This is a genomic window from Chitinophaga sp. GbtcB8 (assembly GCF_019091455.1).
GTDB lineage: Bacteria > Bacteroidota > Bacteroidia > Chitinophagales > Chitinophagaceae > Chitinophaga.
This window is the reverse complement of record NZ_JAGXJN010000026.1, coordinates 1-25075: the sequence shown is the minus strand read 5'-3', so window position 1 is coordinate 25075 and position 25075 is coordinate 1. Positions and strand designations below refer to the sequence as shown.

Below are 25075 nucleotides of genomic sequence, written 5' to 3'. Positions count from 1 at the left end.
CACCCTTCACTTAATTATTACGTTATGAACTTTTTTTCTGAAAGACTCTCTCAACTTAAAACACAGCATGAGGCCCTGCTGGCCCGGCCAAATGAACCGCTTACACCCGGTAACGGCATCTTCCAGCGTTACCGCTATCCCGTGCTCACCGGCGCCCACGCACCACTGTACTGGCGGTACGATCTGAACCCATCCACCAACCCATTCCTGATGGAACGTTTTGGCATCAACGGCACCTTTAACGCCGGCGCTATTAAATGGAAGGATAAATACCTGATGATGGCCCGTGTGGAAGGAGTGGACCGCAAATCATTTTTTGCTATAGCGGAAAGCGATAATGGCGTGGATAACTTCCGCTTCTGGGAATACCCCGCAGTGATCCCTGAAACAGACGATCCCGATATTAATATCTACGACATACGCCTCACCACCCATGAAGATGGTTATGTTTACGGCCTGTTCTGCACAGAGCGCCGCGATCCCGCAGCACCCGCCTACGACCAGTCTGCAGCATTGGCAAAATGCGGTATAACCCGCACCAAAGACCTGCAAACCTGGGAGCGCCTGCCAGACCTGGAAACACCCTCGCCCCAGCAGCGCAATGTAGTGCTGCACCCTGAATTTGTGCAGGGCCAGTACGCATTCTACACCCGCCCGCAGGATGGTTTTATAAACGCCGGTACCGGCGGTGGCATTGGATTTGGATTGTGTAAGGATATTACCCATGCCGTAATAACAGCAGAAAGCATCCTGGATGGAAAAGCCTACCACACCGTATATGAAGTAAAGAACGGCCTGGGGCCCGCGCCCATTAAAACCAAACAGGGCTGGCTGCACCTGGCGCATGGGGTGCGCAATACTGCGGCAGGACTGCGTTACGTGTTATACATGTTCCTCACAGACCTGCATGATCTGACGCGCATCACCCACAAGCCCACCGGTTATTTCCTGGCGCCGGAAGGGGAGGAGCGCGTAGGCGATGTATCTAACGTAGTATTCTCCAACGGGTGGATTGCTGATGATGACGGAAAAGTATTTATGTATTACGGATCATCCGATACGCGTATGCACGTCGCCGTTACCACCATTGAACAGCTGCTGGATTATGTAGTACATACGCCCGCTGATGGCGGCCGTTCGGCAAAAACCGTACACACCATTCACCAGATCATTAACACCAATAAACAATACCTGGCACATGCAAACGCCGCTTACTCGTTACCGTGAGGAAGTAAAACAGGAGCTGTACAACATTCTGCATTACTGGCAAAAGCATACTGTAGATGAGCAGCAGGGCGGCTTTTACGGCGCCCTCAATAATGCCAACGAAGTACAGCCTAATGCACCTAAAGGTGCAGTGCTGAATAGCCGCATCCTGTGGACCTTCTCAGCCGCCTATGGTTTTGATCAGAACAAAGAATGGTTATCATTGGCCAAACGCGCCTATGATTACCTGCAGCAGCATTTTCGCGATACAGCACATGGCGGCACCTACTGGTCCGTAGCTGCTGACGGTAAACCGCTGGATACCCGCAAACAGGTGTACGGACAGGCCTTCAGCATTTACGCACTCAGTGAATACTACCATCACACAAAAGAGCAGGCAGCATTAGATTGGGCCATTGATATTTACCGCCTGCTGGAACGTTACAGCTTTGACCCGCAGCGTAAAGGATATATAGATGCTTTCTCGCAGGAGTGGCAGCGCATTTCCGATACAAGGCTCAGTAACAAGGATGCCAATGCAGATAAAACCATGAACACCCATCTGCACGTGCTGGAAGCCTACACGAATTTATACCGCGTATGGCCGGATGCCGGCCTGCGCACGCAGCTGTACTATCTTATAAAAGTGTTCATTGATCATATCGTGAATGCACAAACGCATCATCAGATCCTGTTCTTTGATGCGAACTGGCAGCACCCATCCACCGTTTTTTCCTATGGACACGATATAGAAGCTGCCTGGCTGCTGCCGGAAGCAGCAGCTCTTTTAAATGACAGCGAGCTTACCCAGCAGGTAAAAGCCGTAAGCATGGCCCTGGCCAATGCAGCCGCAGAAGGGCTGGATGCCAATGGCGGTTTGAAGAATGAATATGAGCCGGCCACACAGCATACCGATGCGGATAAACACTGGTGGGTGCAGGCAGAGGCCATGGTTGGCTTTTTACAGGCCTATGAGCAAAGCGGGCAGCAGAGCTATCTGCAGCATTCCCTGAACAGCTGGGAGTTTATAAAAAAATACATCCTGGATAAAAAGGAAGGGGAGTGGTATTGGGGCGTAACGGCTAACCTGCAGGTGATGCCCCACCAGGATAAAGCCGGGTTCTGGAAATGCCCGTACCATAACAGCCGCGCATGTATGGAGGTAATGCGGAGAGTGGATGAGCTGAAGGAGTAGTAATGTGGCCTGTTAATTGTTGCAGAACGTAAAACACGTTTATGAGCCTGCTCACTGCAAAAACAGAACTGCTGGAAATCGCTTACCTGGATGAAGGACCTCCTGACGGTCCCGTTGTATTTTTATTACATGGCTGGCCGGACGACGTGCGCGGCTGGCAAAAGGTAGCCCCCATATTACACCAGGCAGGCCTGCGTACCATTACGCCTTACCTGCGCGGTTTTGGCCCCACCCATTTCCTGGCTGCCAGCAGCACCCGCGATGGACGTGGTTTTGCGCTGGCACAGGACGTAATTGACCTGGCAGATGTATTACAGATCAATGAGTTTTACGTAGCCGGCCACGACTGGGGCGGACGTGCCGCTTATTTGCTGGCCGCATTGTTTCCCCAACGGGTAAAAAGCCTGGCCGTAATGGCATTAACCTTTCAGCCGCACGGAGAATTTGCCGTACCACCGTTCCCGCAGGCACGCCAGTTCTGGTATCAATGGTTTATGTGTGTGGATGCCGGCGCCGCAGCAGTGAAAAAGGATCCTATTGGCTTTGCAAAGATCCAGTGGGATACCTGGAGCCCCGCCGGCTGGTATGAGGAGCAGGAGTTCCAGCAAACGGCAGAGAGCTTTAAAAACCCCGACTGGACAGCCATTACACTGAACGGTTACCGCAGCCGCTTTACTAATAAGGAAGCTACAGATCCCCGTTATGATTACCTGCAGCATAAAATGTTATCCATTGAAAAGCTGGATCAGCCTGCGCTGGTAATTATAGGCGCAGCAGATAACTGCGATGATCCTGCAGGTTTTGACAATGTAGAGGAATATTTCTCCAATAGCTTTCACCGTGTAGTGTTGGAAGGAGTAGGCCACTTTCAGCCCCGTGAAGCGCCGGAAGCAGTGGCTGCTGCATTAATAGAGCGGTTTAAGTAAGATCCGTAGGGGCTGTTTTACACTGTAGCCGCATTTATTTCTGCTTCGCTTTTTCCAGGTTCCTTTTTACCAGGAATTTTACCAGCCGGGTGATCAGGGCTAAGGGCATTGGTTTATCCAGCGGAAACTGCACAGATCCTTTTCCCTGTTTATACTTTGACAGCTCATCATCAAAAGCCGCATTCCCCTGTGGTACCGGGTAAAACCCGATATGCTTTTTGAACGCCGCAAAATGCAGCAGGTTACCATGCAGGGTAAATGTAGGCATCGCATACTTTATAGTTTCTTCCGCATCCGGCGCGGCCTTTTGCACCGTAACACGGATCTCTTCAAGCACCTTCTGAACATCAGCCGGGAACGCAGCAATATATGCATCAATGCTTTCCGCCGGCGCGTTTTTCATAGTGTTTGCCATTATCAGTGATTATATCACAAAACTAATCTCCTGCACCAACATAAACAGCACCCGATCACGACATTAAAGGGGGAGATCACGACAAACTACCCCTAAAACAAAATGGACCAATCTAAGATTGATCCATTTCTAATATTTTATGTCACTCTAATTACTTCTTTATCTCACATACACTCTCCAAATTCCACTACCCAATTCGTAATTAATTAAAACCAGCTTGCTCTTTCTTCCTCCGGTGGTTTCACCACTTTTTCCACTTCCGGGGTATCTGCTTCTGCATCTGCAGGTTTCAGCGGATCTGGTTCATGCCTGGCGGAAATGTTCTTGCGTATGGCCCCTTCAATTACGGCGCCTTCCTTTACTTCCAGCACCACGGCATTCACGTCGCCTTTTACATAAGCTTCGTTGCTGACCACCGCTTTGTTGCTGATATAAATATCACCGTAAATCTTACCATAAGTAACCAGGTCAGTGGCATACACATTACCTCTTACGCTGCCTTCCGGGCCAATGACCAGCATACCTTCCGTTTTCACATCGCCTTTTACGTTGCCATCAATACGGCCGGGGATAGTGGCTTCAATAGAGCCCTGTACCACCACCTGCCGTGGCAATAAAAATCGGCCTTTTGAGAAGGCGCTCCATAAACGATCTGTAATTGTAGACATTAGTTAATTGCACTTGCAGTTGCGCTGCCTGATAAATTTACTTTTTCCTCGTCAAAAATAGAAATGATTGATGAAGCATTTCCCAGGTCAACCCCTACGCTTCGCTGCGGTTTATTGTCAGAGATGCGGAGTGAATTATACAGGTAGCCAATGCTCATCAGGTTTTCCGGGGAAGGCGCAACTTCCACAGGTATAAAATCCCGGAATTCCTCTACAAAAGCATCCGTTAATTCACGGTAATGTGCACCACCACCCATCAGGTAAATTTTACTGCACTGCTCAAAATCAAGGTCAGTAAAATACTGACGCATCAAAGGGGATACTACTTCCCGGTAATATTGGGTCAGCACGCCTTTACGTGCCTCTTTCAGGTCAATTCTTTTACGGTTAGTGAAGATGGAGCCTTTCATGAACGCATCATCCAGCTGGTGCTCATTCTTCATATCCAGGTAGTACTTTTGATTCAGCTCGCGGGAAAGGTTGTTAATGGCATATTTAATACCATGGGAGCTGAAGCAGGTACGGTTTATCAAACCATCACCTGTAGCCATACCGCCTTCAATGGTACCAAAACCAAAGCTCACGGCAATGAAATTGTCCAGGTTAGGATCGCCAATGGTTTTCTTTAACCCAATAATGCCCCCCACAATTTCCGGGATGATCTCATACTTCTCCACATCCAGCATGGCTTTTTTTACCGCGCCTTTGGTGTTAAAGGTTTGTGTATCGTATTCTATCAGGAAATGGCGCTTGCTTAAGTACTGCTCTGCCACCTGTTTGTAAATGTTGTAAGTAGAGAAGGGGAAGCCCATTGTAATGGACATAGGCTGCTGCACCTTATCAGCAATGTTTACCATAGCTGCTTTGAACAAAATATCATAATCAACTTCCAGCGGCGCCGCGTTGGTGATACGGCCCGGGTTAATGCCGCCACGTTTAGCAAGATTACCTACCATGTACCAGGTATCATCCTTTTTTACCTTAATACCATTCAGTAGATCGCGTGACGAATTTTCAGTGTTGCCAAAAGCAGTTTCAAAAACACTTGGGAAGCTAATTGTTGACGCTTTCATATTAGATAGTCAGTTATTAAAATCAATAGGAATAGTGTGAGCTTGTACTCTAAGCTGCTACAAGATATAAAATATATTGATTCCTAATAACTTCTAATATAAAAAATATTTAAATTTTAACTCTCCCTTAACCAGCATACATATGCCCGCCTTTTTTACTCCATACTTATAACCCCTGATAGCTTGTTTAAGCAACCCTTTTCACAAACAAAACCTATTCGCCTCATCGCCCAAACCCTTTCTGGCAGCTAATTTCAACAAAAACCATATAACCATCAGGCAAAATCATTCATCCGCTGCATTCAATGCTTAATTATTATTTCTTACACCTCCGTATACCCTTCCTCCAATTCCCCAAGCCTGAACCTGTTCACGACATTGTGCGCATACCTCGTTGGTTCCGGCAGACGGTAACGCCCTGTACACTGGCTGATGATAGCCAGGCTGCTGCGCACATCCAGCTTATAACCAGGGGAGATGAACACGGGCTGCACACCGGTTTTGGTACGTAATACCACGCCTAATACTTCCTCTTTATCCAGCAGCGGCGTATAGGCGCCCTTTTCCAATGCGGGCTCCACATATTTGCCGAATAGCTTTTTCTTGGCGCATCCCAAAGTTGCCTGTCCGCTTACTGTGCCAAAGTGCGCTGCAATGCCCATACGCCGCGGGTGTGCAATCCCATGCCCGTCTGCCACCAGCACATCCGGTTTCAGGGGCAGCTGCTGCCAGGCTTCCAGCAAAGCAGGTACCTCCCGGAAGGCCAGGTAGCCGGGTACGTATGGGAATAACACTTCTTTTTTTACCAGGCTGTAACCTACCGGTTGTAAGGCCGGGAAGCTAAGCAACACAATACCCGCATACACGGTAGTGCTGTATTTATTAAAGGAGATGTCGGCGCCGCCTATGATGTTAATGGGAAAATCGCGTTCCTGTATCAGTAATTGTTCCCGTAACGTTTGCTGCAGGCGGGTGGCTTCCGGTATGGTGAGGGTATCATAATTCAATGGGTCGTGCATATCAGCATATTAAGATGCCTTTTTTGTGCTGGCCCGTTTACGGCTGGTGCTGCTCTTACGGCGGGTAGCCGCTGCTTTTTTACCGGCTGTTTTCCTGGACTTTGCCCGTCCGGATGCTGCTTTTTTGGTAGTAGCCCGTTTACGGGTAGCTGTTTTAGCGGTGCTGCTGCGGGTACCTTTCTTTGCTGCTGCCTTTTTGGTGGTAGCGCGTTTACGCGTAGCCGTTCCTTTTTTAGCTGCCGCCTTTTTACCCTTCGGGGCATCCGGCACTTTCGCGCCTTTTTCCCTGGCTTCAGATAAGCCGATAGCAATGGCCTGTTTGCGGCTGGTTACTTTTTTACCACTACGGCCGCTGCGCAGCGTTCCTTTCTTTTCCCGGTGAAGGGCATCACCAACGGTGTCCTGTGATTTTTTTGAATAACGTGCCATATATCAATGTTTTAGTGAACAGTCCAAAAAAAAGACCAAAACAAAGCTGTTCCTTATCCCTTTAAGATGCCTGACCGGAAAAACCGGGGCGCCATTCGGGTGTTATTGGTATGCTTCCCTCCTAAAAAGGCCCCGTAACCCGTATGCAACCCGTGCGCAACCCGTCCCCCCTACATAAAACCCTACATCATTTTACGGGCTTACAGGTTTGTGTAAACCTTACCTCATATCGCGTAAATCAATTCCCTGGAAATAAAGGGTTAGAAGAGTTTCAGCTGGGGATCGTCCTTATCTTTTTTAGCAGGTGGTTTGGCTTTGCCCATTACGGTACGGCCGCCATACATCCAGGAGGTATTTCTTTCCCGTTCAATTACCTGCTGAAAGTTTTCATTGGGTATAAAGTCCTTTTCCAGCTTTTCAGACAGTACGGATAACTTGCGGATGGCTTCCTGCTTATCCGTTTGCCCCAGCTTTGATTTGTCTACAGCGCTGCGCAGCACCTGGATGGTTTCATCATATACCTTAGTGGGTACCGGGAAGGGATGCCCGTCCTTACCCCCATGGGCAAACGAAAATCTTGCAGGATCCGTAAAGCGGGAGGGGGTACCATATATTACTTCGCTTACCAGCGTAAGGGATTGAATGGTGCGGGGCCCCACACCTTCCAGCAGCAGCAGGGATTCAAAATCATGCAGCCCCCGTTCGTGCGCTACTGCCAGCACGCTGCCCAGGCGTTTAAGGTCTACGTCCATGGCACGTACATCGTGGTGGGAGGGCATTACCAGCTTGCGTATTTCAGGCAGCATACGGTCAGGCCCTTCCTGCACCATTTGCAGCAGGCCTGATTTGGCCGGTGTAGCGCCTTTATCAGTAAGGTTAAGGATCTGCCCCTGGTTTTGCCCGTAAATAAAGGTATGCGGCGTTTCTGTAAAAGAGGGCAGGGTAGCGGAGTGCCAGTGGTAACGCCGGGCCATGCCGCTGGCATCGTTCATCCCTTGCTGTATCACAGCCCATTCTCCTGTATCAGATACTACAAAGGAGTGCAGGTATATCTGGAACCCATCCTGTACAGCAGTATTATCTACCTTGGCGGAGAGCCTGCTGCTGCGCACCAGCAGATCGCCAGGCAGGCCTGTGCGTTCTGCGATCACCTGCAGCTCCGCCGGTGTTTCCCGTGAGTGGCGGCCTTTACCCCCGCAAATGTAAATACCCAGCTCGCCGGACATGGGATTCACGGATTTCTTCAAAGCGCCCATTACGCTGGTAGTGATGCCGGAGGAATGCCAGTCCATACCCATTACACAACCCAGCGCCTGGAACCAGCAGGGATCGCTCAGGCGGCGTAATACTTCACCCTTACCGTATTGCAGCACAATCGCTTCTACAATGGCGCCCCCTAACAGGGCCATTCTGCGGGCCAGCCAGGGTGGCACTTGCCCATAATGTAGCGGAAGATCAGCATAAGACACAGGACAAAATTACGAATTACGAAGTATCAATTACGAATTGCGTTGAGCACATTTAAGATCTCTCCGTTCCAAACCGGTAATCCAACAACAGCCACCAGACCAGTAATTGTATCGCAATCTGTAATATTCCTTACATGCTCCATCCAATTCGTAATTCGTAATTGAGTAATTCGTAATTAGTTCTTTCCCCCCTTGGCACAATTATTTCCCTATTCTCCCGGAATGACGATAATGCTAACTCAAAAAAATTTCCTGTAATGAATATCAGAATTGAAAAACCATCGATCTATAAATTGTGCATAACACTTTGCCTGGCCATGATGATTAGCCTGTTCCTCTTTGCCTGCGGCAGTTCTAAGGAAAGCAGCAGCGGTACGGAAACAGATACTTCCAGTGTAATACAGGATACTTCAGGGGCTATGCGCGACACTTCGACCATGAATCGCGACACAGCTGCCACCATGCCACCGGATACAACGCAACATTAAATTGTGGCGTTTTGATCCCACTTTGTAGCTAATATTTCACGACACGCGGAAAACCATTTTTTATGAGAAAGTTGAATTTGCCCTGCCTTTTGGTAGCAGGTGCCTTTGCCGGGATGTTCTTTATGGCTTCCTGTGGCAACGGACAGAATACCAGCACGGATAGTACCGGCACCATATCTTCTGATAGTAATATGATGATGTCTGACACCAGTTCTGTAAGGGACACCGCTCCCGCAGCCGAACAGCCGCCAGGGGCCATTAACCCGGGCGAAGATTCCTCCCGGTATGGTACCGGAACACAGGATTCTTCCAAGAACCGCCGCAAAAATCAATAACGTCTCTTGTAATTGTGAGATTATATATGAGGTTACAACACCTGCAAAGGGTTGTAACCTTTTTTTTATCCCGGATTTAAAATATATTGCCCCACTGATCCGTCCCAAAGTTACGGTAGCTCAATTACCCGTATCAGCCACTATTGAATTAAAGACCAGATGCAATTATTAGATCTTAGAAAGAACCTTGTTAAAGGTGTTAGTTTAACCTCCTTAAAGAAGACATTACGCCTCTATAAATACGTAAAGCCTTACTGGCCGCAGTTTAGCCTGGGTATGTTATTCCTGTTCATTTCCAGCCTGGCCGGACTGGCTTTTCCCAAGCTGCTGGGCGACCTGGTAGATTCCAGCACCCACGGCCACCTGATGCGCGATATGAACCGCCTGGGATTTATGCTGGTAGGCGTACTGGCCGGGCAGGCCCTGTTCTCTTATTTTCGCATAATACTGTTTGTGAACGTAACGGAAAAAACCCTGGCCACCCTGCGGCAAACCATTTATAACCACCTCATTAAGCTGCCTATGAAGTTTTTTGTGAACCGGCGGGTAGGGGAGCTGGGCAGCCGCATTTCTTCCGATATTTCCATGCTGCAGGAAACCTTTACCACCACCATTGCGGAGTTTATACGGCAGATCATAGTCATTGTTGGCGGTATTGCCCTGCTGCTGCATACATCGGCCAAGCTAACCCTGTTCATGCTGGCTATATTTCCCTTTATTATGCTGGTAGCCTATGTGTTCGGGCGTTTTATACGCCGTTTTTCCAAACAGGTACAGAACCAGGTAGCAGAAGCCAACACCATTGTAGAAGAAACCCTGCAGGGCATCCTGAACGTAAAAGCATTTGCCAACGAGTTCTTTGAAATGAACCGTTACAAACAAAAAACGCTGGAAGCTGCTGCTACCGGCATAAAAAGCGGCAGGTACCGCGGCGCTTTCTCCTCCTTCCTGATCATGGGCATTTTTGGCGCCATGGTAGCGGTGATCTGGAGAGGCGCAATACTCATCTCCACCGGGGAAATGGGGTCAACCGGCGAGCTGTTCTCTTTTATTATATACTCCGGTTTTATAGGCGGTTCTGTAACCGGGCTGGCAGAGGTGTATACCAGCATACAACGCAGCATGGGCGCCACAGAGAACCTGCTGGAAATACTGGACGAGCCGGCAGAACCTATTACCGACAGCAGCCTGATAGCGCCGGAACACCACCTGAGCGGGCAGATCACCTTCAGGGATGTATCTTTCCACTACCCCTCACGCGCTGATATACCGGTGCTGCAGAATGTGTCGTTCTCTGTAGCCGCTGATCAGCAGGTGGCATTGGTAGGCCCCAGCGGAGCCGGTAAAAGCACCATTGTATCCCTATTACTTCGTTTATACGATCCGGTGAGCGGGCTTATAACCTATGATGGGCGCAATAGCCAGGACCTGCCGCTATCTGCCCTGCGCGGGCAAATGGCAGTGGTGCCGCAGGATGTGTTCCTGTTTGGCGGTACCATCCGGGAAAATATTGCCTATGGTAAACCCGGTGCTGATGATGAAGCCATTATTGAAGCGGCCCGTAAAGCCAATGCATGGGAGTTCATCCAGCGTTTTCCCGCCGGGCTGGATACGATAGTAGGAGAGCGTGGCATACAGCTGTCCGGCGGACAACGCCAGCGTATTGCCATTGCACGCGCCGTGCTCAAAGATCCCCGGATCTTAATACTGGATGAGGCTACATCGGCCCTGGATTCTGAATCGGAAAGGCTGGTACAGGACGCCCTGGAAAAGCTGATGGAAGGCCGGGCCTCTATTGTTATTGCACACCGCCTTTCTACCGTTCGCAAAGCAGATAAGATCATTGTGCTGGACAAGGGCCACATTGTAGAAGAAGGTACGCACAAAGAGCTGATAGATGTAGATGGCGGCTTGTATAAGAATTTGAGCGAGATGCAGTTTTCGCACTGACCGCTACAAATACGGCTTCATCTCTTCTTCAATATTTTTCCGCAGGTCCATCAGGCGCTGCGCATAATCATGCATGTGCAGCTCTTCTTCTGTTTTAGGCTCCCATTTGGGTACGGCTACTGTTTTACCATGATCATCCACGGCGGCAAACACCATAATACAGTGCGTAGTTTTAATACGCTCGCTTTTCCGCGGGTTAGAGGCAAATACGTTTATGGCAATGTGCATGCTGCTGTTGCCGGTATAGATCACGGTAGCGGTGATCTCCACCAGGTTGCCAATGCTGATGGGCTGGTAAAAACGGATGCCGCCCACATACACCGTTACACAATACTGCCCGCTCCACTGGGCCGCACAGGTATAGCCAGCCTGGTCAATCCATTTCATTACCGCGCCACCGTGCACTTTGCCGCCAAAGTTTACATCAGAAGGCTCAGCCAGGAACCGGAGGGTAATGGAGTTAGAGATACTGCTATTGGACATGAAGGATCTTAGATTTACGATTTTTAGATTTGATGAGAACGCTCACAAAGACAGGGTCAAAGCTATAATCAAAAATCGTAATTTAAAAATAATAGTCGCGGACTTCGTCCGCGGGTCCATGGTCAATGGTCCATGGGCTGCCTACAACTCCTCCCGCTGCGGCTGCTCACCACCATTCTCTCCGCCTTTCTCGCTTTTCTTCTTAAACAGGTTCATGTCCATTTTACCAAAGCGCCAGGCTACGTTAATGCGGAATTCGCGGGAAGCGCGTTTGCGGTATCTTTCCTGCTCAGAAAAAGCAGTAGTGGTATAATTGAGGTCTCTGTCCGTATTAAAAATATCATTCACAGCCATCGTCACAGAAAGGGCTTTGTTCTTCAGGAACTCCCTTTTCAGCGCCAGATCCACCTGGTATTCTGCAGCAGCTTCCCCCTGTGGTAATATCCGTTTGGATTCATAGTTACCCGTTACCTGCAGCAACAGGCCCAGGGGCAGCTTGGTATTGCTGTTCACCTTCCCGAACCAGGTAAAACCGCTGTTGTTCAGGTTTGTGCCAACATTGTCTGCATCAATTTTAGTTTGTGCCAGGTTCAGGTTGGTGGTAATATCCCAGCCAGGCAGCACCTGGTTACGTACGGTGAACTCTGCGCCGAAAGAGTTGCGGGTAGCGGCATTCACCGGGTAGGAGAGCACCACCTTTTGCATTTGCCCGTTCAGGTTCAGCGTGGTATCTGTATAAAAATCGGTAATAGCATTATTGGTATTCCGGTAGTACGTAGATACCATCACGTTATGTTTCTCTGAAAAAGTTTTCAGGTAAGACAGCTCAAATGAATTGGTAAACTCCGGCCGCAGCGCTGGGTTACCACGGCTGGCGCTTTGTGCGCTATACTCCAGGTTGGGCAGCAGGTCACGGAACCAGGGGCGGCGTATACGGCGGCTGTAGTTGATCTGCAGCTCATGATCGCCCGTGAATTTCTGCGACAGGAAAACGCTGGGGAACAGGCTTACCGGGTAATTGATCTTATAGGCGCTGGCTTTCACACTTTCCATATCGCCTTTATAATAAGACTGCTCTGCACGTAAACCGGCCTGGTACCCAAAATTCTTAATAGTGCCGCTGTAGTTCACATACCCTGCATTGATCTGCTCCGTATAATGATACTGGTTAGATAAGGCGCTGTCCACCACATACTGGCCGGTGGTAAAATCTTTACCCTGGGTAATGATGTTATTATTGAAAGTACGGGCCGTGGTGCGCAAACCGGCTTCCAGCTTGGAAGTAGCCGTAACAGGATCTACATAATCAATCTGCCCGGTAAGATAGGTGGTATTGCCACTGCCGCGGCCATAGCGCATTTCCGGCTCATTGGGCGAGTAAATGGGCGCATCGCTCATATCATAATACTGCAGCGAGTAGTCAGTTCCATCCGTACCATTGGCGCGGTTATAGTTAAAATCTGCTGTCAGCTCATGGCCTTCTTTGGCAAAGTTGTGTTTGTATCCCAGCTGGGTGGTATAGTTGGTAAAACCGTGGTTATTATTATCTATACCCGTACCATAGCGTATCCGCTGCTGTTTTAGATCCAGGTCATACAGCGTTTGATCATTATTATTCTCAAACTTACCATTTACTATAGATTGAGAAATGGTTAGTGTATTACGGTTATCCAGGAACAGATCTACCCCCATACGGCCAAACTGGAAGCGGCGGAACTGGTTCCCATCCTGGTATTGGTCCAGGTAAGTAGTGGTATCAGATGCAATATTTTTTCGGAAAAGATGGGTACGTGTCCAGGCTTTACGGCTGCGTACATTATACGTCGCAAAGAAGTTGAATTTCTCTTGCCGCAGGTTCAGGTCCACACCGCCGTTAGCGCCCCCAAGGGTAGATATGCCTGCAGTCACCTGCCCGTTAATACCGGCTTTGCGGTTCTTTTTCAACACAATGTTCAGTATACCGCTCATGCCTTCTGCATCGTATTTGGCGGAGGGGTTGGTAACCACCTCTATGCGGTCAATAGCATCGGCCGGTATCTGGTCAATGGTAAGGGTAGTAGGGCGGCCATCCACAAAAATGGTAGGGCTGCCGTTACGTACAGATACGTTGCCATCAATATCCACGCTCACAGAGGGTACCTGCTTCAGCACATCGGCGGCAGTGCCACCCACTGTTGAAAGACTTTTATCTACATTAAAAACTTTCTTGTCAATAGCCATGGTATAGGTAGGTTTGCTGCCTACCACTTCCACGCCGGCCAGTGATCTTACATTAGCGCTCAATTTTATATTGCCCGCATCTACCTGGCTGCCGGCCTTCAGGTTAATAACTTTATAAACGGTTGTATAACCAATGAAATTTATCTTCAGCAGGTACCTGCCTGCAGCTATGTTCTCGAAGTTAAAATCGCCATTACCTTTAGAAAGCATACCGGTTACAACGGTAGAATCGGAGGGCCGTAAAAGTGCTACAGAAGCGTATTCCACAGGTTTATTACCCTGCGCATCCACCAGCTTTCCTATAATAGCGCCCTGTGTTGCGCCAGCATGTTGCGCCTGTGTAGTAATATTAGATCCAAGTAGTATGATTACCAACCCCCAAAAGGCAAAAGTCCGCATATAAATTTTTTTCTTCCTCAAGATTTGCTTTAATCTCCGCCCATAAAAGTAATAGGAATCCAGTGCGTTAACCCCGTTTTATGATGAATGGTAACGGTAGGAATTTTCCACATCCAATCGCTTATATCCTGCATCATTTCTCAAACTTCGTACCTTTACCCACACGCCTAACTAATACCCATATGCACCGCGATTACCAACCTGACTGGGATATATATACCTGCGCTATTGAAGATAGCCCGGCCATTATTGGGCTGGACCTTGACCTGCGCCGTTTTGCCCCGCTGAAAGAAAAACCGCATGCTGTATTTATATCAGTATACCTGAACCATCCCCGTTCCGACGGTTTTCCGCAAGGGGATGAATTTGCTACCCTGGGCGAAATAGAAGACAGCCTGGTAGAGCAGCTGGAAGAAAAGCTGAACGCCTATTTTGTGGGCCGCACCATTTCCAATGGCGTGCGCGACTTTTACTTTTATACCGGTAATACCCTGCTGCACGACAAAGCCATTTCCGATGTGATGATTAATTTCCCCAATTACCGCTACGATTTTGGGGTGCAGGAAGACCGGACCTGGGAGCTGTATTTTGATTTTTTACTGCCGGATGTGCAGGAATTTCAACGTATCCAGAACCGTAAAGTGATGCGTATGCTTCAGAAACACGGGGATATTGGGGAGATGGAAAGACCCATTGACCACTGGATCTATTTTAGCCGGGAAGCAGAACGTGACCGGTACTGGTTACATGTAAAAAAAGACGGCTTCCGTATAGAGAAGAACAGCCGCAGCAGTGAAAAAGATTATCCTTTTGTACTACATATTTCCCGCGAAGATAAAACCACTGACCAGCGCATAGACCAGGTAGTAATGTACCTGTGGGAGCTGGCCCGCGAAATGAATGCCCGCTACGACGGCTGGGAAACCGTGATCGTAAAATAACGGCAGTTTACCCCCCTTATCTGCTAGCTGTTTTGGCACGCTTGGAATGATAATTGTATTCGTACCATTATTAACTAAAAACTGTTAGCTTATGTTACGCTGGGCACTTATCTTCTTTATTGTTGCCGTTATCGCAGCAATTTTCGGATTTGGCGGAATAGCAGCCGGTGCTGCATCCATAGCCAAAATACTCTTCTTCATTTTTGTGGTATTATTCCTTGTATCCCTGTTATCAGGATTACTGAGGAGATAAATAAGGGGACCGAAAAAATTAGACGGAACGGACTAAAGGAAAACAGATAGCAAAGGATAACCATCCTTTCATTATTTTCCTTTTTTCCGTTTCTTCTTTTTTTAATACATTACACATAAGTACTGTTACACGCGTTTTAAGCTGTCTGAAAAGATTGGGAAGATTTATTAAAATATATTGGTTAATCTGCTGTTGCTATTTGCTGCAGCCACATATAGTGCAGGGGGGAATGAAGCCGGCTTTTGGAGTTCCACAGGAAGCCGATACCACGCCCCGTCCCCGCCGGAATACGATATTTAAACGTATTGCCCAATACCGCGATTCCATCCGTAATAAAAATTACCGCGATTCACTGGTGCGCCGCATTACCCGGCAAAATGTGCCGGAACCGGCAGGCTCCGACAGTACCCTTATAAAAAGTGAAAAATATTTTAATCCTTACAGCGGTAAGGTAGTGCGCGATATTTATTACCGGCAGGTAAATGTATTTGGCCCCCGCAATATTAACGATACCGCTTTCCGTAGCGGTATGAAGCTGCTGAATTTTGCCAACCGCCTGCACCTTAATACGGCCGAGTGGGTAATCCGGCAATCCCTCTTTTTCCGGGAAAATGATACCATTGATCCGTATACCATGGCAGATAATGAACGTTACCTGCGTAACCGCCCGTTTATACAGGATGCACGGGTGTACATCATTAATACCGGCGCCTCGCCGGATTCTGTGGACCTGCTGGTGGTAACAAAAGACCTTTTTGAATATGGCGCCGACCTGCGGGAAATAACACAAACAGCTTTCCGGGGCGGCATTTCCAATAACAACCTGCTGGGCGCCGGGCAGGGAGTGGATATTACTACCATGTGGCGCAACGACCGCTCCCCGCCCTGGGGCGCAGCCCTCACGTATACCAAGTATAACGTAGCGGGTTCGTTTGTGGATGCTTCTGTAGGTTATACTACCCTCAATGACTATACGCCGGCAGCTATTGATACGGGGGTTTTTGAAGGTGCATATTTCGTTAATCTGAACCGTCCCCTGTACCGCACCAGCGCCAGCCTTATAGGTGGGTTATACCTGTCACGCAGTTATTCCATTAACTACCGTAACCTGCCGGATTCCCTGTACCGCGACTACCGTTACAGCGTAATAGATGCCTGGGTGGGGTACAACTTTATTAACCCGGGAAAGAACGGGCAGGACCCTGGTAAAAAGCCGAATGTGGCCCTGCTTGCACGGCATTACAACCTCTTTTTTCACCGGAATCCTGCACAGGAGATCTTTAAGTTTGACCCGGTGTATAACGACCGCCGTTATTACCTGGGGCAGCTGGCCGTATTCCGGCAGGATTTCTTTAAGGCGCACTATTTCTTTGGATTTGGCAGAACGGAGGATATTCCGCTGGGGTATAACGCATCCGTATCATCCGGGTGGGAAAGCTGGCAAAGCCGCAAGCGTTTTTACACCGCGCTGGAGTTGCATAAATTCTGGGTTACCAAACATGAGGGGCTGTTCAATACCACTTTTTCAGTAGGTTCCTTCTGGCAAAGAGGGTCCTCTGAAGATGCTATTATACACGCCAACATGGAGTATTACAGCAACCTGTTCAACTTCAAATGGGGCAGGCTGCGCCAGTTTGTAACGGTGGATTTCCTGGCCAATCCCAACAACTTTTTCTATAAACCGCTGAGTGTAAACCTGGATGTAGGTATCTGGGGCTATCGTAATTCCAGGATCAATGGTTACCAGCGCCTGAATGTGCGTTCTGAAACCGTGTATTACAGCCCGCTGAAATTGCTGGGCTTTAAGTTTAATTTCTCTACCTATCTGCAGCTGGCGCAGATCACCGAGAAAAATAATGCCATCTTTAAGAACCCGCTGCATAGCGCCGTGGGTGCGGGCGTACGTATCCGTAATGAAAACCTGTCCCTGAACACCTTCCGCCTGGCCGCCTATTATATGCCCGATGCACCGGCGCCGGTAAAATCTTTCTATTATGAGATCACTACCATTGTAGATTTCAGGTTTGATATTTCTGTGCTGCGAGCTCCCAGCTTCTTATCTTTCCGCTAGCTTTCCGCCTTCTGCAACTTAATAATAACCATCTTGGACACCGGCGTATTACTCTTTTCCGCTACACTGCTCAAAGGCACCAGCACATTGGTTTCCGGGAAATAAGTGGCAGTGTTCCTTTCCGGGATATTATAGGCTACTACAATAAAGCGGTGCGCTACCCGGCGCTGCCCGTCATCCTCATTAATAAGGTCCACTACATCACCGGCTTTTAAACCGGCGCGCTGAATATCTTTCTCATTCATGAGGATCACGCGGCGTTCATTGTACACGCCCCGGTAGCGGTCGTCCAGGCCCTAAATGGTGGTATTAAACTGGTCATGGCTGCGGATGGTCATCATCACGTATTCATCTGCCCCTAGCGACAGGGGGCTGATGTTAGCCACGCTAAAATGCGCCTTACCACTGCCCAGGATATTAAAGCGGCCTTCCCGGGCTGTATTGGGCAAATAGAATCCGCCGGGATGGCGTACGCGTTCATTGTAATTATCGAAGCCAGAGATCACCTTTTCAATGTCGTTACGGATATGATCGTAGTGCTGTTCATACACATCCCAGCTCACTTTAGAACGATTTTCCAGCAGGGCTTGGGCCAAACGGCAAATGATCACCGGTTCGCTCAGCAGCTCGTCAGATACCGGTTCCAGGTTCCCTTTGGACATTTGTATTACGCCCATGGAATTTTCACAGGTCACAAATTGCCGTTCCCCGCTGATCATATCTATATCTGTACGGCCCAGGCAGGGCAGTATCAGCGCTTCCTTGCCGTGCACTAAATGGCTGCGGTTCAGTTTCGTAGATACGTGCACGGTAAGCGCGCAATTACGTAGGGCCTGCGCCGTTAGGTTGGTATCCGGTGTGGCAGAAAGGAAGTTGCCCCCCATGGCCATAAATACTTTAGCGCGCCCTTCCAGCATGGCGTGTATGGAGTGTACGGTATCAAACCCATGATGCTGGGGCGGTATAAACCCATACACCTCCTGCAGGCGCTGCAGCAGGGCAGGGGAGGGTTGCTCAAAAATGCCCATGGTACGGTCGCCCTGCACATTGCTATGCCCGCGTACGGGACAGGTACCTGCGCCGGGTTTGCCAATACTGCCTTTCATCAGCAGCAGGTTCACCACCTCCTTAATAGTATCTACCGCATTTTTATGCTGGGTAAGGCCCATGGCCCAGCAGGCCACTATATTCTTTTTCTGCGCCAGCACTTTTGCGGCCGCCTGGATCTGCGCTACCGGTACGCCGCAATCTGCCGCCAGCTCCGCTACGGTATATTGTTGTAAGTTTTGTATGTAATGCTCATAGCCATGGGTATGTTTGGCAATAAAGTGATGGTCCAGCACTGTTTCAGGCTGCTCAGCCTCCGCTTCCAGCAGCAACAGGGCCAGGGCCTTTATTAAAGCCATATCCCCATTAATGCGTACCTGCAGGAAAAGATCGGCCAGGTGGGCTTTAATGCTCAGGAAACCTTTTACCGTTTGCGGGTTCAGGAAGTTCATTAAACCTGCTTCCGGTAAAGGGTTCACGGCTATAATGGTAGCCCCGTTGGCTTTTGCCTTTTGCAAAGCGCTCAGCATACGCGGGTGGTTGGTGCCGGAGTTTTGCCCCAGTATAATGATCACCTCCGCCTTGTAAATATCTTCCAGCGTAACAGAACCTTTGCCAATACCCAGCGATTCACCCAGGGCCACCCCGCTGGATTCATGGCACATATTTGAACTGTCGGGCATGTTGTTGGTGCCATATTCCCGCACCATCAGCTGGTACAGGAAAGCCGCTTCATTGCTGGTACGCCCGGAGGTATAAAAGATGGCTTCGTCCGGCGATGACAATACATTGAGGTGGTTGGCTATTTTCTGAAAGGCTGTTTCCCAGGAAATGGGTTTGTAATGCGTGCCGCCGGAAGGCAGGTACATAGGCTGCGCAATACGGCCTTTTTTCCCGATCTCATAGTCAGAGAGATCGGCCAGGTCGGCCACCGCATTGGCGGCAAAAAAATCAGGCGTTAGCTTTTTGAGCGTAGCTTCTTCTGCAACGGCCTTTGCGCCGTTCTCACAATACTCGGCAATAGAGGAGCGGTCATCGTCAGGATCGGGCCAGGCGCAGCTGGGACAATCAAAACCATCTTTCTGGTTCAGCTTCAGCAGGGCCTTCATGCCCCGCAGCGCACCTGCTTCTTTTAAGATATGCTGTGCGCTGATCATTACCGCCGGTATACCGGCAGCCACGGTTTTAATCTTGCCCAATTTTAACCCGGTAAAATGCGCCGGGGCTTCTGCAGCGGGTATTTTTTCAGAGCTCATGTACTTGTGTTTAGCGGAAAGCATGTTTGAAGCATAAAGCGCAAAGCAGAAAGCATAAAGCTGAATGCAGCGGTTCATTGGAGCGAATGGCTTTTGGTTGCTACCTGCTTTCCTATTTATTTAAGCCGCCGCTGTTGGTTGTTAAAATTAATTTGCAACCACTCAATCCATCCGCGTCAATCCCTTTCTGCTTTATCCTTTCAGCTTTCTGCTCATAAAACAATTCTCTCCGCTCTTGTATAAATATTGCAGCGTTGCTGTCTTAAAAAACCAATTAACGTAATATTCCATTCTTCCGCCATTTTAACAGCCATGCTGGATGGCGCGCCCACAGCGGCAATAATGGGAATGGCAGCCATAGCGGCTTTCTGGATCAATTCAAAACCAGCACGCCCGCTTAACAGCATCAGGCAGCGGGATAATTGAATATCACCGGCCAGCAAAGCAGCGCCTATCAGTTTATCCACGGCATTATGCCGGCCAATATCTTCCTTGATCAATAATAATTCACCCTTTGCATTGAACAAAGCAGCAGCATGTATGCCACCTGTATCTTCAAACAACTTTTGCTGCGCACGTATGCTGTCCGGCAGCTCTAATAAACGTGCAGCCGGAAACGTTAGTGCTGTTCCGTTATTATCGTTTTGTACGTTGGTGAATATGGAATCAATATCTGGTTTGCCGCATACCCCGCAGCCGGAGTTGGAAAAGAAATTGCGCTGCATGGGCTGCAGTACCGGTTGTACATGCGGTTGCAGTGTAACGGTGATAACGGATCCATGGGGCTGCAGGTTAGCAATGTCAGCGGCCGACTGAATAATGCCTTCTGTAAATAAAAAACCGGTGGCCAGATCCTGGTCCTGCCCCGGTGTACGCATGGTAACTGTAATATTCTGCTGCTGCCGTTCATGCTCCGGACCATGTACCAGCCTTATTTCCAGCGGTTCTTCGGCGGCCAGTACATCTTCCTCATCCGTAATGGTTGTGTTATGGATCTTTTTGATCCGGGTGTATGATAAGGCGTGTTGCTGCATGCATTAAAGGTACGGAAAAGCGGAAAGCCAAAAGCACAAAGCATAAAGCTGAATGCAGCGGATCATTGGTACGGATGATTTTGCCTTATTTGCGCTAATCCTTTTTGGCTTTTTACCTTTTTTCCTTATCCCCGCCAATCCCTTTTTGCTTTCTGCTTTCAGCTTTACGCTTTCACAATCATTTTACCCATATTTTGCCCGGAAAACAATCCCAGCCAGGCTTCCGGCAATCGGTCAAAACCTTCCACCATAGTTTCTGCAAACTTCAGCTTGTTTTCCTTTAGCCATTGGGTTAGGTGCAGCGCTGCCTCCGCATGGTATTCCTTCATATAACGCACCAGGAATCCCTGTATCAGGATGCTGCGTTTTACCACTTGTGGCAGTATGCGCGGACCGGGTGGGGTGGCGGTATCATTATAGCTGGAGATCTGCCCGCATACCGGTACCCGGGCCTGGAAGTTAAGCAGGGGAAATACTGCATCCGTAGTAGTGCCGCCTACATTATCAAAGTAAATATCTATGCCTTTAGGACAAGCCTTAGCCAGCGCCGCGCCCATATCAGGGGTGGTTTTATAATTAATGGCTTCATCAAAACCGAACTCCGTTTTCAGCCGCTGTATCTTTTCCTCCGATCCTGCAATGCCTATTACCCGGCAGCCCATTATTTTAGCGATCTGGCCCACCACCAACCCTACGGCCCCTGCTGCGCCGGATACAACCACTGTTTCCCCGGCTTTAGGCCGGCCAATGATCACCAGCCCGCAATAGGCGGTTACCCCAGCTGATCCCAGCACTCCCAGGTAATAACCAGGAGGTATGTTTTGTGTGTCAATTGGTTTGATGGCTTCTGCAGACACAATGGCTTCCGTGGCCCAGGGCAGCAGACCGCCTGTTATAAGATCACCGGGGTTGTAGCCCATTACCTGGCTTTCCAGCACCTCGGCTACCACAGCGCCTTCTATGGGGGCATTAAGCTGGAAGGGCGGAATATAGGAAGGTACATCATTCATACGACCACGCATATACGGATCTACTGAAAAGTACAATCCCCTGATATGTACCTGGCCGGCCTGCAAAGACGGTAATTCAACATTTTCTGTTCTGAAAACCGAAGCATCCGGCATACCGGATGGCCGCGCCGCTAGTACGATCTGTTTAACTAACATGTGATTGGGTTTTAGCTGAAAGCATAAAGCGAAAAGCATAAAGCTGAATGCAGCGGATATTGGTGCGGATGGTTTTGCTTTATTCGTGCTGATCCTTTTACCTTTTACTTTTTTTCCTTATCCGCGCCAATCCCTTTATGCTTTCTGCTTTCCGCTTTATGCTCATAATCTATGCCACGGCCGTCTTATAAGAACGGATAGCCCACCAGAAAACCAGCGCCATTACCGGCAGCAGCACCGCAAAGGCCTGGAACACCACCGAAGTGTTCACCTGCCCGCCCATCAGCGCCCGGGAAGCCTCTACCGCATAATATACCGGGTTAAAGTGCGCTGCTACCTGCAGCCAGTGCGGGGCCATTTCCATTGGTAACAGAAAACCCGCCAGCAACATAATGGGTAAGGAAATACCCTGTATAATTGGCGCTATGGCATCCTCACTTTTCAGGCGTAATGCCAGCGCATAGGAGAAAGCGGCAAATAAAGCGCTAATGATAGCCAGCAATATCATCACAATTATAAACCCGCCCCAGTACACCTTTAACCCGAAAGGTATAGCCAGTAAAGTGATCAGCAGCGTTTGCACCAGCACTCCGCTTACATCCCGCAGCACGCTGCCCAGCAGCAGCGCCAGCCGGCTGGTAGGCGTTACCCGGAAACGTTCAATAATTCCCTGTCTTATCTCATCCACCAAACCAAAGCCCACATACAGACCGCCATATACGGCAATTACCACTACCACGCCGGGCAGGAATACGTTCAGCACACTGGCGCTGGTAAAACCCGGCATGCCCGTAAAATGCTGTAACATAGGCGCAAACAATAACAGGTACATTAAAGGGGTACCTACTGCCATGAACAGGAATCCCGGGTTATGCAGGGACTCTTTTACCTTGCGTATATAATATAGCTGGAGATTGGAGAAGAATGACATGGTGTGTGTTTTTATAGTCCATGGTCCATAGTCAATGGTCCATGGCATATGCTTTTTATAATTGTATTTCGTAACCTATTTGTTCTTTTGTAAAATTCCATGGACCTTTCACGCTTCCTGCAGGGAGCGGCCTGTTTGCCGCAGGAATACATCGTCCAGGGTAGGCTGGGAGAGGGAGATGGTTTTCAAACCTATCTGCGCATGATCCAGTAAACGGAGTATTTCCGGCAGTGTAACCTCGCCTTCGTGTACATATAACCGTAAGTGTCCCTGCTCATAGCTGGCTTCGCGCACATAAGGCTGGTCAGTGAACAGCTGCAGCGCTTTTTCATTATGCGTACCATCGGCGGAAAGGCCCAGCAGCACTACATCACCGGCTATTTGTTTTTTCAGCTCCCTGGGCGATCCTTCCGCTTCTATTTTTCCCTGGTCCATAATTGCAATACGGTCTGCCAGCGCATCAGCTTCATCTAAATAATGGGTGGTTAGGAAAATGGTAACGCCGCTATCACGCAGGCGCCTTACTTCTCCCCACAGGCGGGCCCTGTTCTGCGGATCTAAGCCAGTGGTGGGTTCATCCAGGAACAGCAGCTGCGGGCGGTGCATCATACCCAGGGCTACGTCCAGGCGACGGCGCTGCCCGCCGGAGTAGGTGGCGGCCTTACGGTCGGCAATAGCTTCCAGGTCAAAGGCCAGGATCAGCGCTTTGGCTTGCGCGGCTGCATTATGACGGTTCATACCAAACAAACGGCCCTGCAGCACCAGGTTTTCCCAGGCGCTCATGCCACGGTCGCTGCCACCGGCCTGGCTTACATACCCAATGCGCTCACGCAGCCGCTGCGGGTGTTTCAGCAGGTCGCAGCCTGCCAGGGTAGCTTCCCCGGCATCCGGGGTAAGCAGGGTGGTAAGCATGCGCAGGGTAGTGGTTTTTCCGGCGCCATTGGGTCCCAGGAAACCAAAGACCTCGCCCGTGCGCACGGCCAGGTCCACGCCGCGTACCGCTTCTACTGTTTTTCCCTGCGCCTTAAAGCTCTTTTTCAATCCATTGGTTAGCACAATATGTTCCATATAACGGAGGTTTTATCTGCCTCAAAACTAGGCAGCAGGCAGGCGGAAGGAAATACACTTTCGGTTACCGGCAGTAGAAACACCGGTGAAAGGGGGGATTGGCAGGGTTAAGAGGTGCGGGGGTTTTATTTACCGAAACTTCATGAAAACAATACGGCGCGATTTTGGAAGTAACCGCTTTATAAATTTATTTAAATTCACTCCGCCGCCAAGGGAAAATAGTACCTTACAGGCAGCAGATCTGTTACTTAAAAAACATCATATGCGTTGGCAAAACAAACGTTTAAGCGATAATGTGGAAGACCGCCGTGGCAGTGGCGGTGGCGGTATGCGTACCGTAGGTATCGGTGGCGGTATTGGCGGCATTATTATTATAGTGCTGGCGCTCTTATTTAACAAAGATCCGCAGCAGGTGCTGCAACAGGTACAACAGCAGGGCGGTGGTGGCGCCAGCCAGCCTGCAGAACAGGTAACCAGGGGTAGCGATGAAACCTCCCGTTTTGCATCTACCGTGCTTGCCTATACGGAGGATGTATGGACCGAACAATTCAGCCAGATGAACAAATCCTACACCCCGCCTAAAATGGTGCTTTTCAGTGATGCCACAGAAAGCGGCTGCGGTTTCGCCCAATCTGCTATGGGGCCTTTTTACTGCCCGGCAGATGATAAGGTATACCTGGACCTTTCCTTCTTCAACGAAATGCAGGAGCGTTTTAACGTGGTAGGCGATTTTGCCATGGCCTATGTAATTGCACACGAAGTAGGCCACCATGTACAGAACCTGCTGGGCATCAGCGCCAAAGTGCAGGCTATGCGCCAGCGTATGAGCGAAAAGGAATACAATAAATTATCTGTAAGGCTGGAGCTGCAGGCCGGTTTCCTGGCCGGTGTATGGGCTAACCACGCACAGAAGATGGATACCATACTGGAAGCCGGGGATATTGAAGAAGCCCTTAACGCAGCCAGCGCAGTAGGGGATGATAAGCTGCAGCAGGCCTCGCAGGGCAGGGTAGTGCCCGATGCCTTTACCCAC

General features: G+C 49.4%; 24 protein-coding genes. 10 read left to right on the top strand and 14 right to left on the bottom strand.

All coding sequences use genetic code 11. From position 1 onward, the window contains the following. The first annotated feature begins 24 nt into the window (after nucleotides 1-24). Genes KVT36_RS20840 through KVT36_RS20830 form a run of 3 tightly spaced genes read left to right on the top strand, consistent with a single transcriptional unit; the run spans nucleotide 25 to nucleotide 3327 of the window. Entirely contained in the window at nucleotides 25-1227 is a 1203-nt protein-coding gene (locus KVT36_RS20840; protein WP_217605381.1) for a glycosidase, read from the top strand. Then, complete coding sequence (locus tag KVT36_RS20835) at nucleotides 1199-2401, top strand: AGE family epimerase/isomerase (protein ID WP_217605380.1); 1203 nt, start codon at nucleotides 1199-1201, stop codon at nucleotides 2399-2401. The genes KVT36_RS20840 and KVT36_RS20835 overlap by 29 nt, the downstream gene beginning before the upstream one ends. A gap of 41 nt (nucleotides 2402-2442) precedes the next feature. Next, a complete protein-coding gene (locus KVT36_RS20830) occupies nucleotides 2443-3327 on the top strand; it encodes an alpha/beta fold hydrolase (protein WP_217605379.1) in 885 nt (294 codons plus the stop codon). Nucleotides 3328-3361: 34 nt separating this feature from the next. Here KVT36_RS20830 and KVT36_RS20825 read toward each other — a convergent pair whose 3' ends face one another. From KVT36_RS20825 to KVT36_RS20800, 6 genes are all read right to left on the bottom strand, one after another. Continuing rightward, complete coding sequence (locus KVT36_RS20825) at nucleotides 3362-3742, bottom strand: iron chaperone (RefSeq protein WP_254640120.1); 381 nt, start codon at nucleotides 3740-3742, stop codon at nucleotides 3362-3364. Between the two features lie 206 nt (nucleotides 3743-3948). Further along, entirely contained in the window at nucleotides 3949-4410 is a 462-nt protein-coding gene (locus tag KVT36_RS20820; RefSeq protein WP_217605378.1) for a polymer-forming cytoskeletal protein, read from the bottom strand. After that, nucleotides 4410-5483 carry a ParM/StbA family protein gene (locus KVT36_RS20815; RefSeq protein ID WP_217605377.1) on the bottom strand — a complete coding sequence of 358 codons (1074 nt, stop codon included), beginning with the start codon at nucleotides 5481-5483 and terminating at the stop codon, nucleotides 4410-4412. The genes KVT36_RS20820 and KVT36_RS20815 overlap by 1 nt, the downstream gene beginning before the upstream one ends. 323 nt (nucleotides 5484-5806) lie before the next feature. Next, nucleotides 5807-6502, bottom strand: a complete 696-nt coding sequence (gene nfi / locus KVT36_RS20810) for a deoxyribonuclease V (protein WP_217605376.1) — start codon at nucleotides 6500-6502, stop codon at nucleotides 5807-5809. A gap of 9 nt (nucleotides 6503-6511) precedes the next feature. After that, complete coding sequence (locus KVT36_RS20805; protein ID WP_217605375.1) at nucleotides 6512-6931, bottom strand: DUF6496 domain-containing protein; 420 nt, start codon at nucleotides 6929-6931, stop codon at nucleotides 6512-6514. Between the two features lie 260 nt (nucleotides 6932-7191). Beyond that, nucleotides 7192-8400: a DUF763 domain-containing protein gene (locus KVT36_RS20800; RefSeq protein ID WP_217605374.1), complete on the bottom strand. Its 1209-nt coding sequence runs from the start codon at nucleotides 8398-8400 to the stop codon at nucleotides 7192-7194. A gap of 257 nt (nucleotides 8401-8657) precedes the next feature. Here KVT36_RS20800 and KVT36_RS20795 point away from each other — a divergent pair, with 257 nt between their 5' ends. From KVT36_RS20795 to KVT36_RS20785, 3 genes are all read left to right on the top strand, one after another. Beyond that, nucleotides 8658-8888: a hypothetical protein gene (locus KVT36_RS20795; RefSeq protein WP_217605373.1), complete on the top strand. Its 231-nt coding sequence runs from the start codon at nucleotides 8658-8660 to the stop codon at nucleotides 8886-8888. A gap of 62 nt (nucleotides 8889-8950) precedes the next feature. Then, nucleotides 8951-9223, top strand: a complete 273-nt coding sequence (locus KVT36_RS20790) for a hypothetical protein (RefSeq protein ID WP_217605372.1) — start codon at nucleotides 8951-8953, stop codon at nucleotides 9221-9223. A gap of 159 nt (nucleotides 9224-9382) precedes the next feature. Further along, on the top strand, nucleotides 9383-11173 hold the full coding sequence (locus KVT36_RS20785; RefSeq protein WP_217605371.1) for an ABC transporter ATP-binding protein: 1791 nt from the start codon (nucleotides 9383-9385) through the stop codon (nucleotides 11171-11173). 3 nt (nucleotides 11174-11176) lie between these two features. On the opposite strand, the gene KVT36_RS20780 is transcribed toward KVT36_RS20785, so the two are convergent. Together KVT36_RS20780 and KVT36_RS20775 are read right to left on the bottom strand one after the other, a co-directional pair. Beyond that, a complete protein-coding gene (locus KVT36_RS20780; RefSeq protein WP_217605370.1) occupies nucleotides 11177-11656 on the bottom strand; it encodes an acyl-CoA thioesterase in 480 nt (159 codons plus the stop codon). 141 nt (nucleotides 11657-11797) lie between these two features. Next, a complete protein-coding gene (locus tag KVT36_RS20775) occupies nucleotides 11798-14275 on the bottom strand; it encodes an outer membrane beta-barrel family protein (RefSeq protein ID WP_217605369.1) in 2478 nt (825 codons plus the stop codon). A gap of 182 nt (nucleotides 14276-14457) precedes the next feature. Between KVT36_RS20775 and KVT36_RS20770 the strand changes: the two genes are divergently transcribed. The 3 genes from KVT36_RS20770 (at nucleotide 14458) to KVT36_RS20760 (ending at nucleotide 17540) form a co-directional block, all read left to right on the top strand. Next, on the top strand, nucleotides 14458-15216 hold the full coding sequence (locus KVT36_RS20770; protein ID WP_217605368.1) for a DUF695 domain-containing protein: 759 nt from the start codon (nucleotides 14458-14460) through the stop codon (nucleotides 15214-15216). A gap of 91 nt (nucleotides 15217-15307) precedes the next feature. Continuing rightward, a complete protein-coding gene (locus KVT36_RS20765; RefSeq protein ID WP_217605367.1) occupies nucleotides 15308-15469 on the top strand; it encodes a DUF1328 domain-containing protein in 162 nt (53 codons plus the stop codon). A gap of 199 nt (nucleotides 15470-15668) precedes the next feature. Continuing rightward, the gene (locus KVT36_RS20760; RefSeq protein ID WP_217605366.1) at nucleotides 15669-17540 is read left to right on the top strand and encodes a hypothetical protein; all 1872 of its coding nucleotides are present in this window, start codon (nucleotides 15669-15671) and stop codon (nucleotides 17538-17540) included. Here KVT36_RS20760 and KVT36_RS32805 read toward each other — a convergent pair. The 6 genes from KVT36_RS32805 to KVT36_RS20735 all read right to left on the bottom strand — a co-directional run bounded on the left by KVT36_RS32805 (nucleotide 17537) and on the right by KVT36_RS20735 (nucleotide 24042). Further along, complete coding sequence (locus KVT36_RS32805; RefSeq protein ID WP_254640119.1) at nucleotides 17537-17785, bottom strand: hypothetical protein; 249 nt, start codon at nucleotides 17783-17785, stop codon at nucleotides 17537-17539. The two genes, KVT36_RS20760 and KVT36_RS32805, sit on opposite strands and share 4 nt — an antisense overlap. Before the next feature lie 51 nt (nucleotides 17786-17836). Beyond that, nucleotides 17837-19843, bottom strand: a complete 2007-nt coding sequence (locus tag KVT36_RS20755) for an FdhF/YdeP family oxidoreductase (RefSeq protein WP_254640118.1) — start codon at nucleotides 19841-19843, stop codon at nucleotides 17837-17839. 212 nt (nucleotides 19844-20055) lie between these two features. Beyond that, entirely contained in the window at nucleotides 20056-20877 is an 822-nt protein-coding gene (gene fdhD / locus KVT36_RS20750) for a formate dehydrogenase accessory sulfurtransferase FdhD (protein ID WP_217605365.1), read from the bottom strand. 164 nt (nucleotides 20878-21041) lie between these two features. Further along, nucleotides 21042-22043 carry an NADP-dependent oxidoreductase gene (locus KVT36_RS20745; protein ID WP_217605364.1) on the bottom strand — a complete coding sequence of 334 codons (1002 nt, stop codon included), beginning with the start codon at nucleotides 22041-22043 and terminating at the stop codon, nucleotides 21042-21044. Nucleotides 22044-22212: 169 nt separating this feature from the next. After that, nucleotides 22213-22974 carry an ABC transporter permease gene (locus KVT36_RS20740; protein WP_217605363.1) on the bottom strand — a complete coding sequence of 254 codons (762 nt, stop codon included), beginning with the start codon at nucleotides 22972-22974 and terminating at the stop codon, nucleotides 22213-22215. A gap of 108 nt (nucleotides 22975-23082) precedes the next feature. Next, nucleotides 23083-24042 (bottom strand): ATP-binding cassette domain-containing protein, encoded by a 960-nt coding sequence (locus KVT36_RS20735; protein ID WP_217605362.1) that lies wholly within the window; start codon nucleotides 24040-24042, stop codon nucleotides 23083-23085. Nucleotides 24043-24304: 262 nt separating this feature from the next. Here KVT36_RS20735 and KVT36_RS20730 point away from each other — a divergent pair. Further along, the coding region (locus KVT36_RS20730) for a neutral zinc metallopeptidase (protein WP_217605361.1) at nucleotides 24305-25075 on the top strand (771 nt) is incomplete at its 3' end.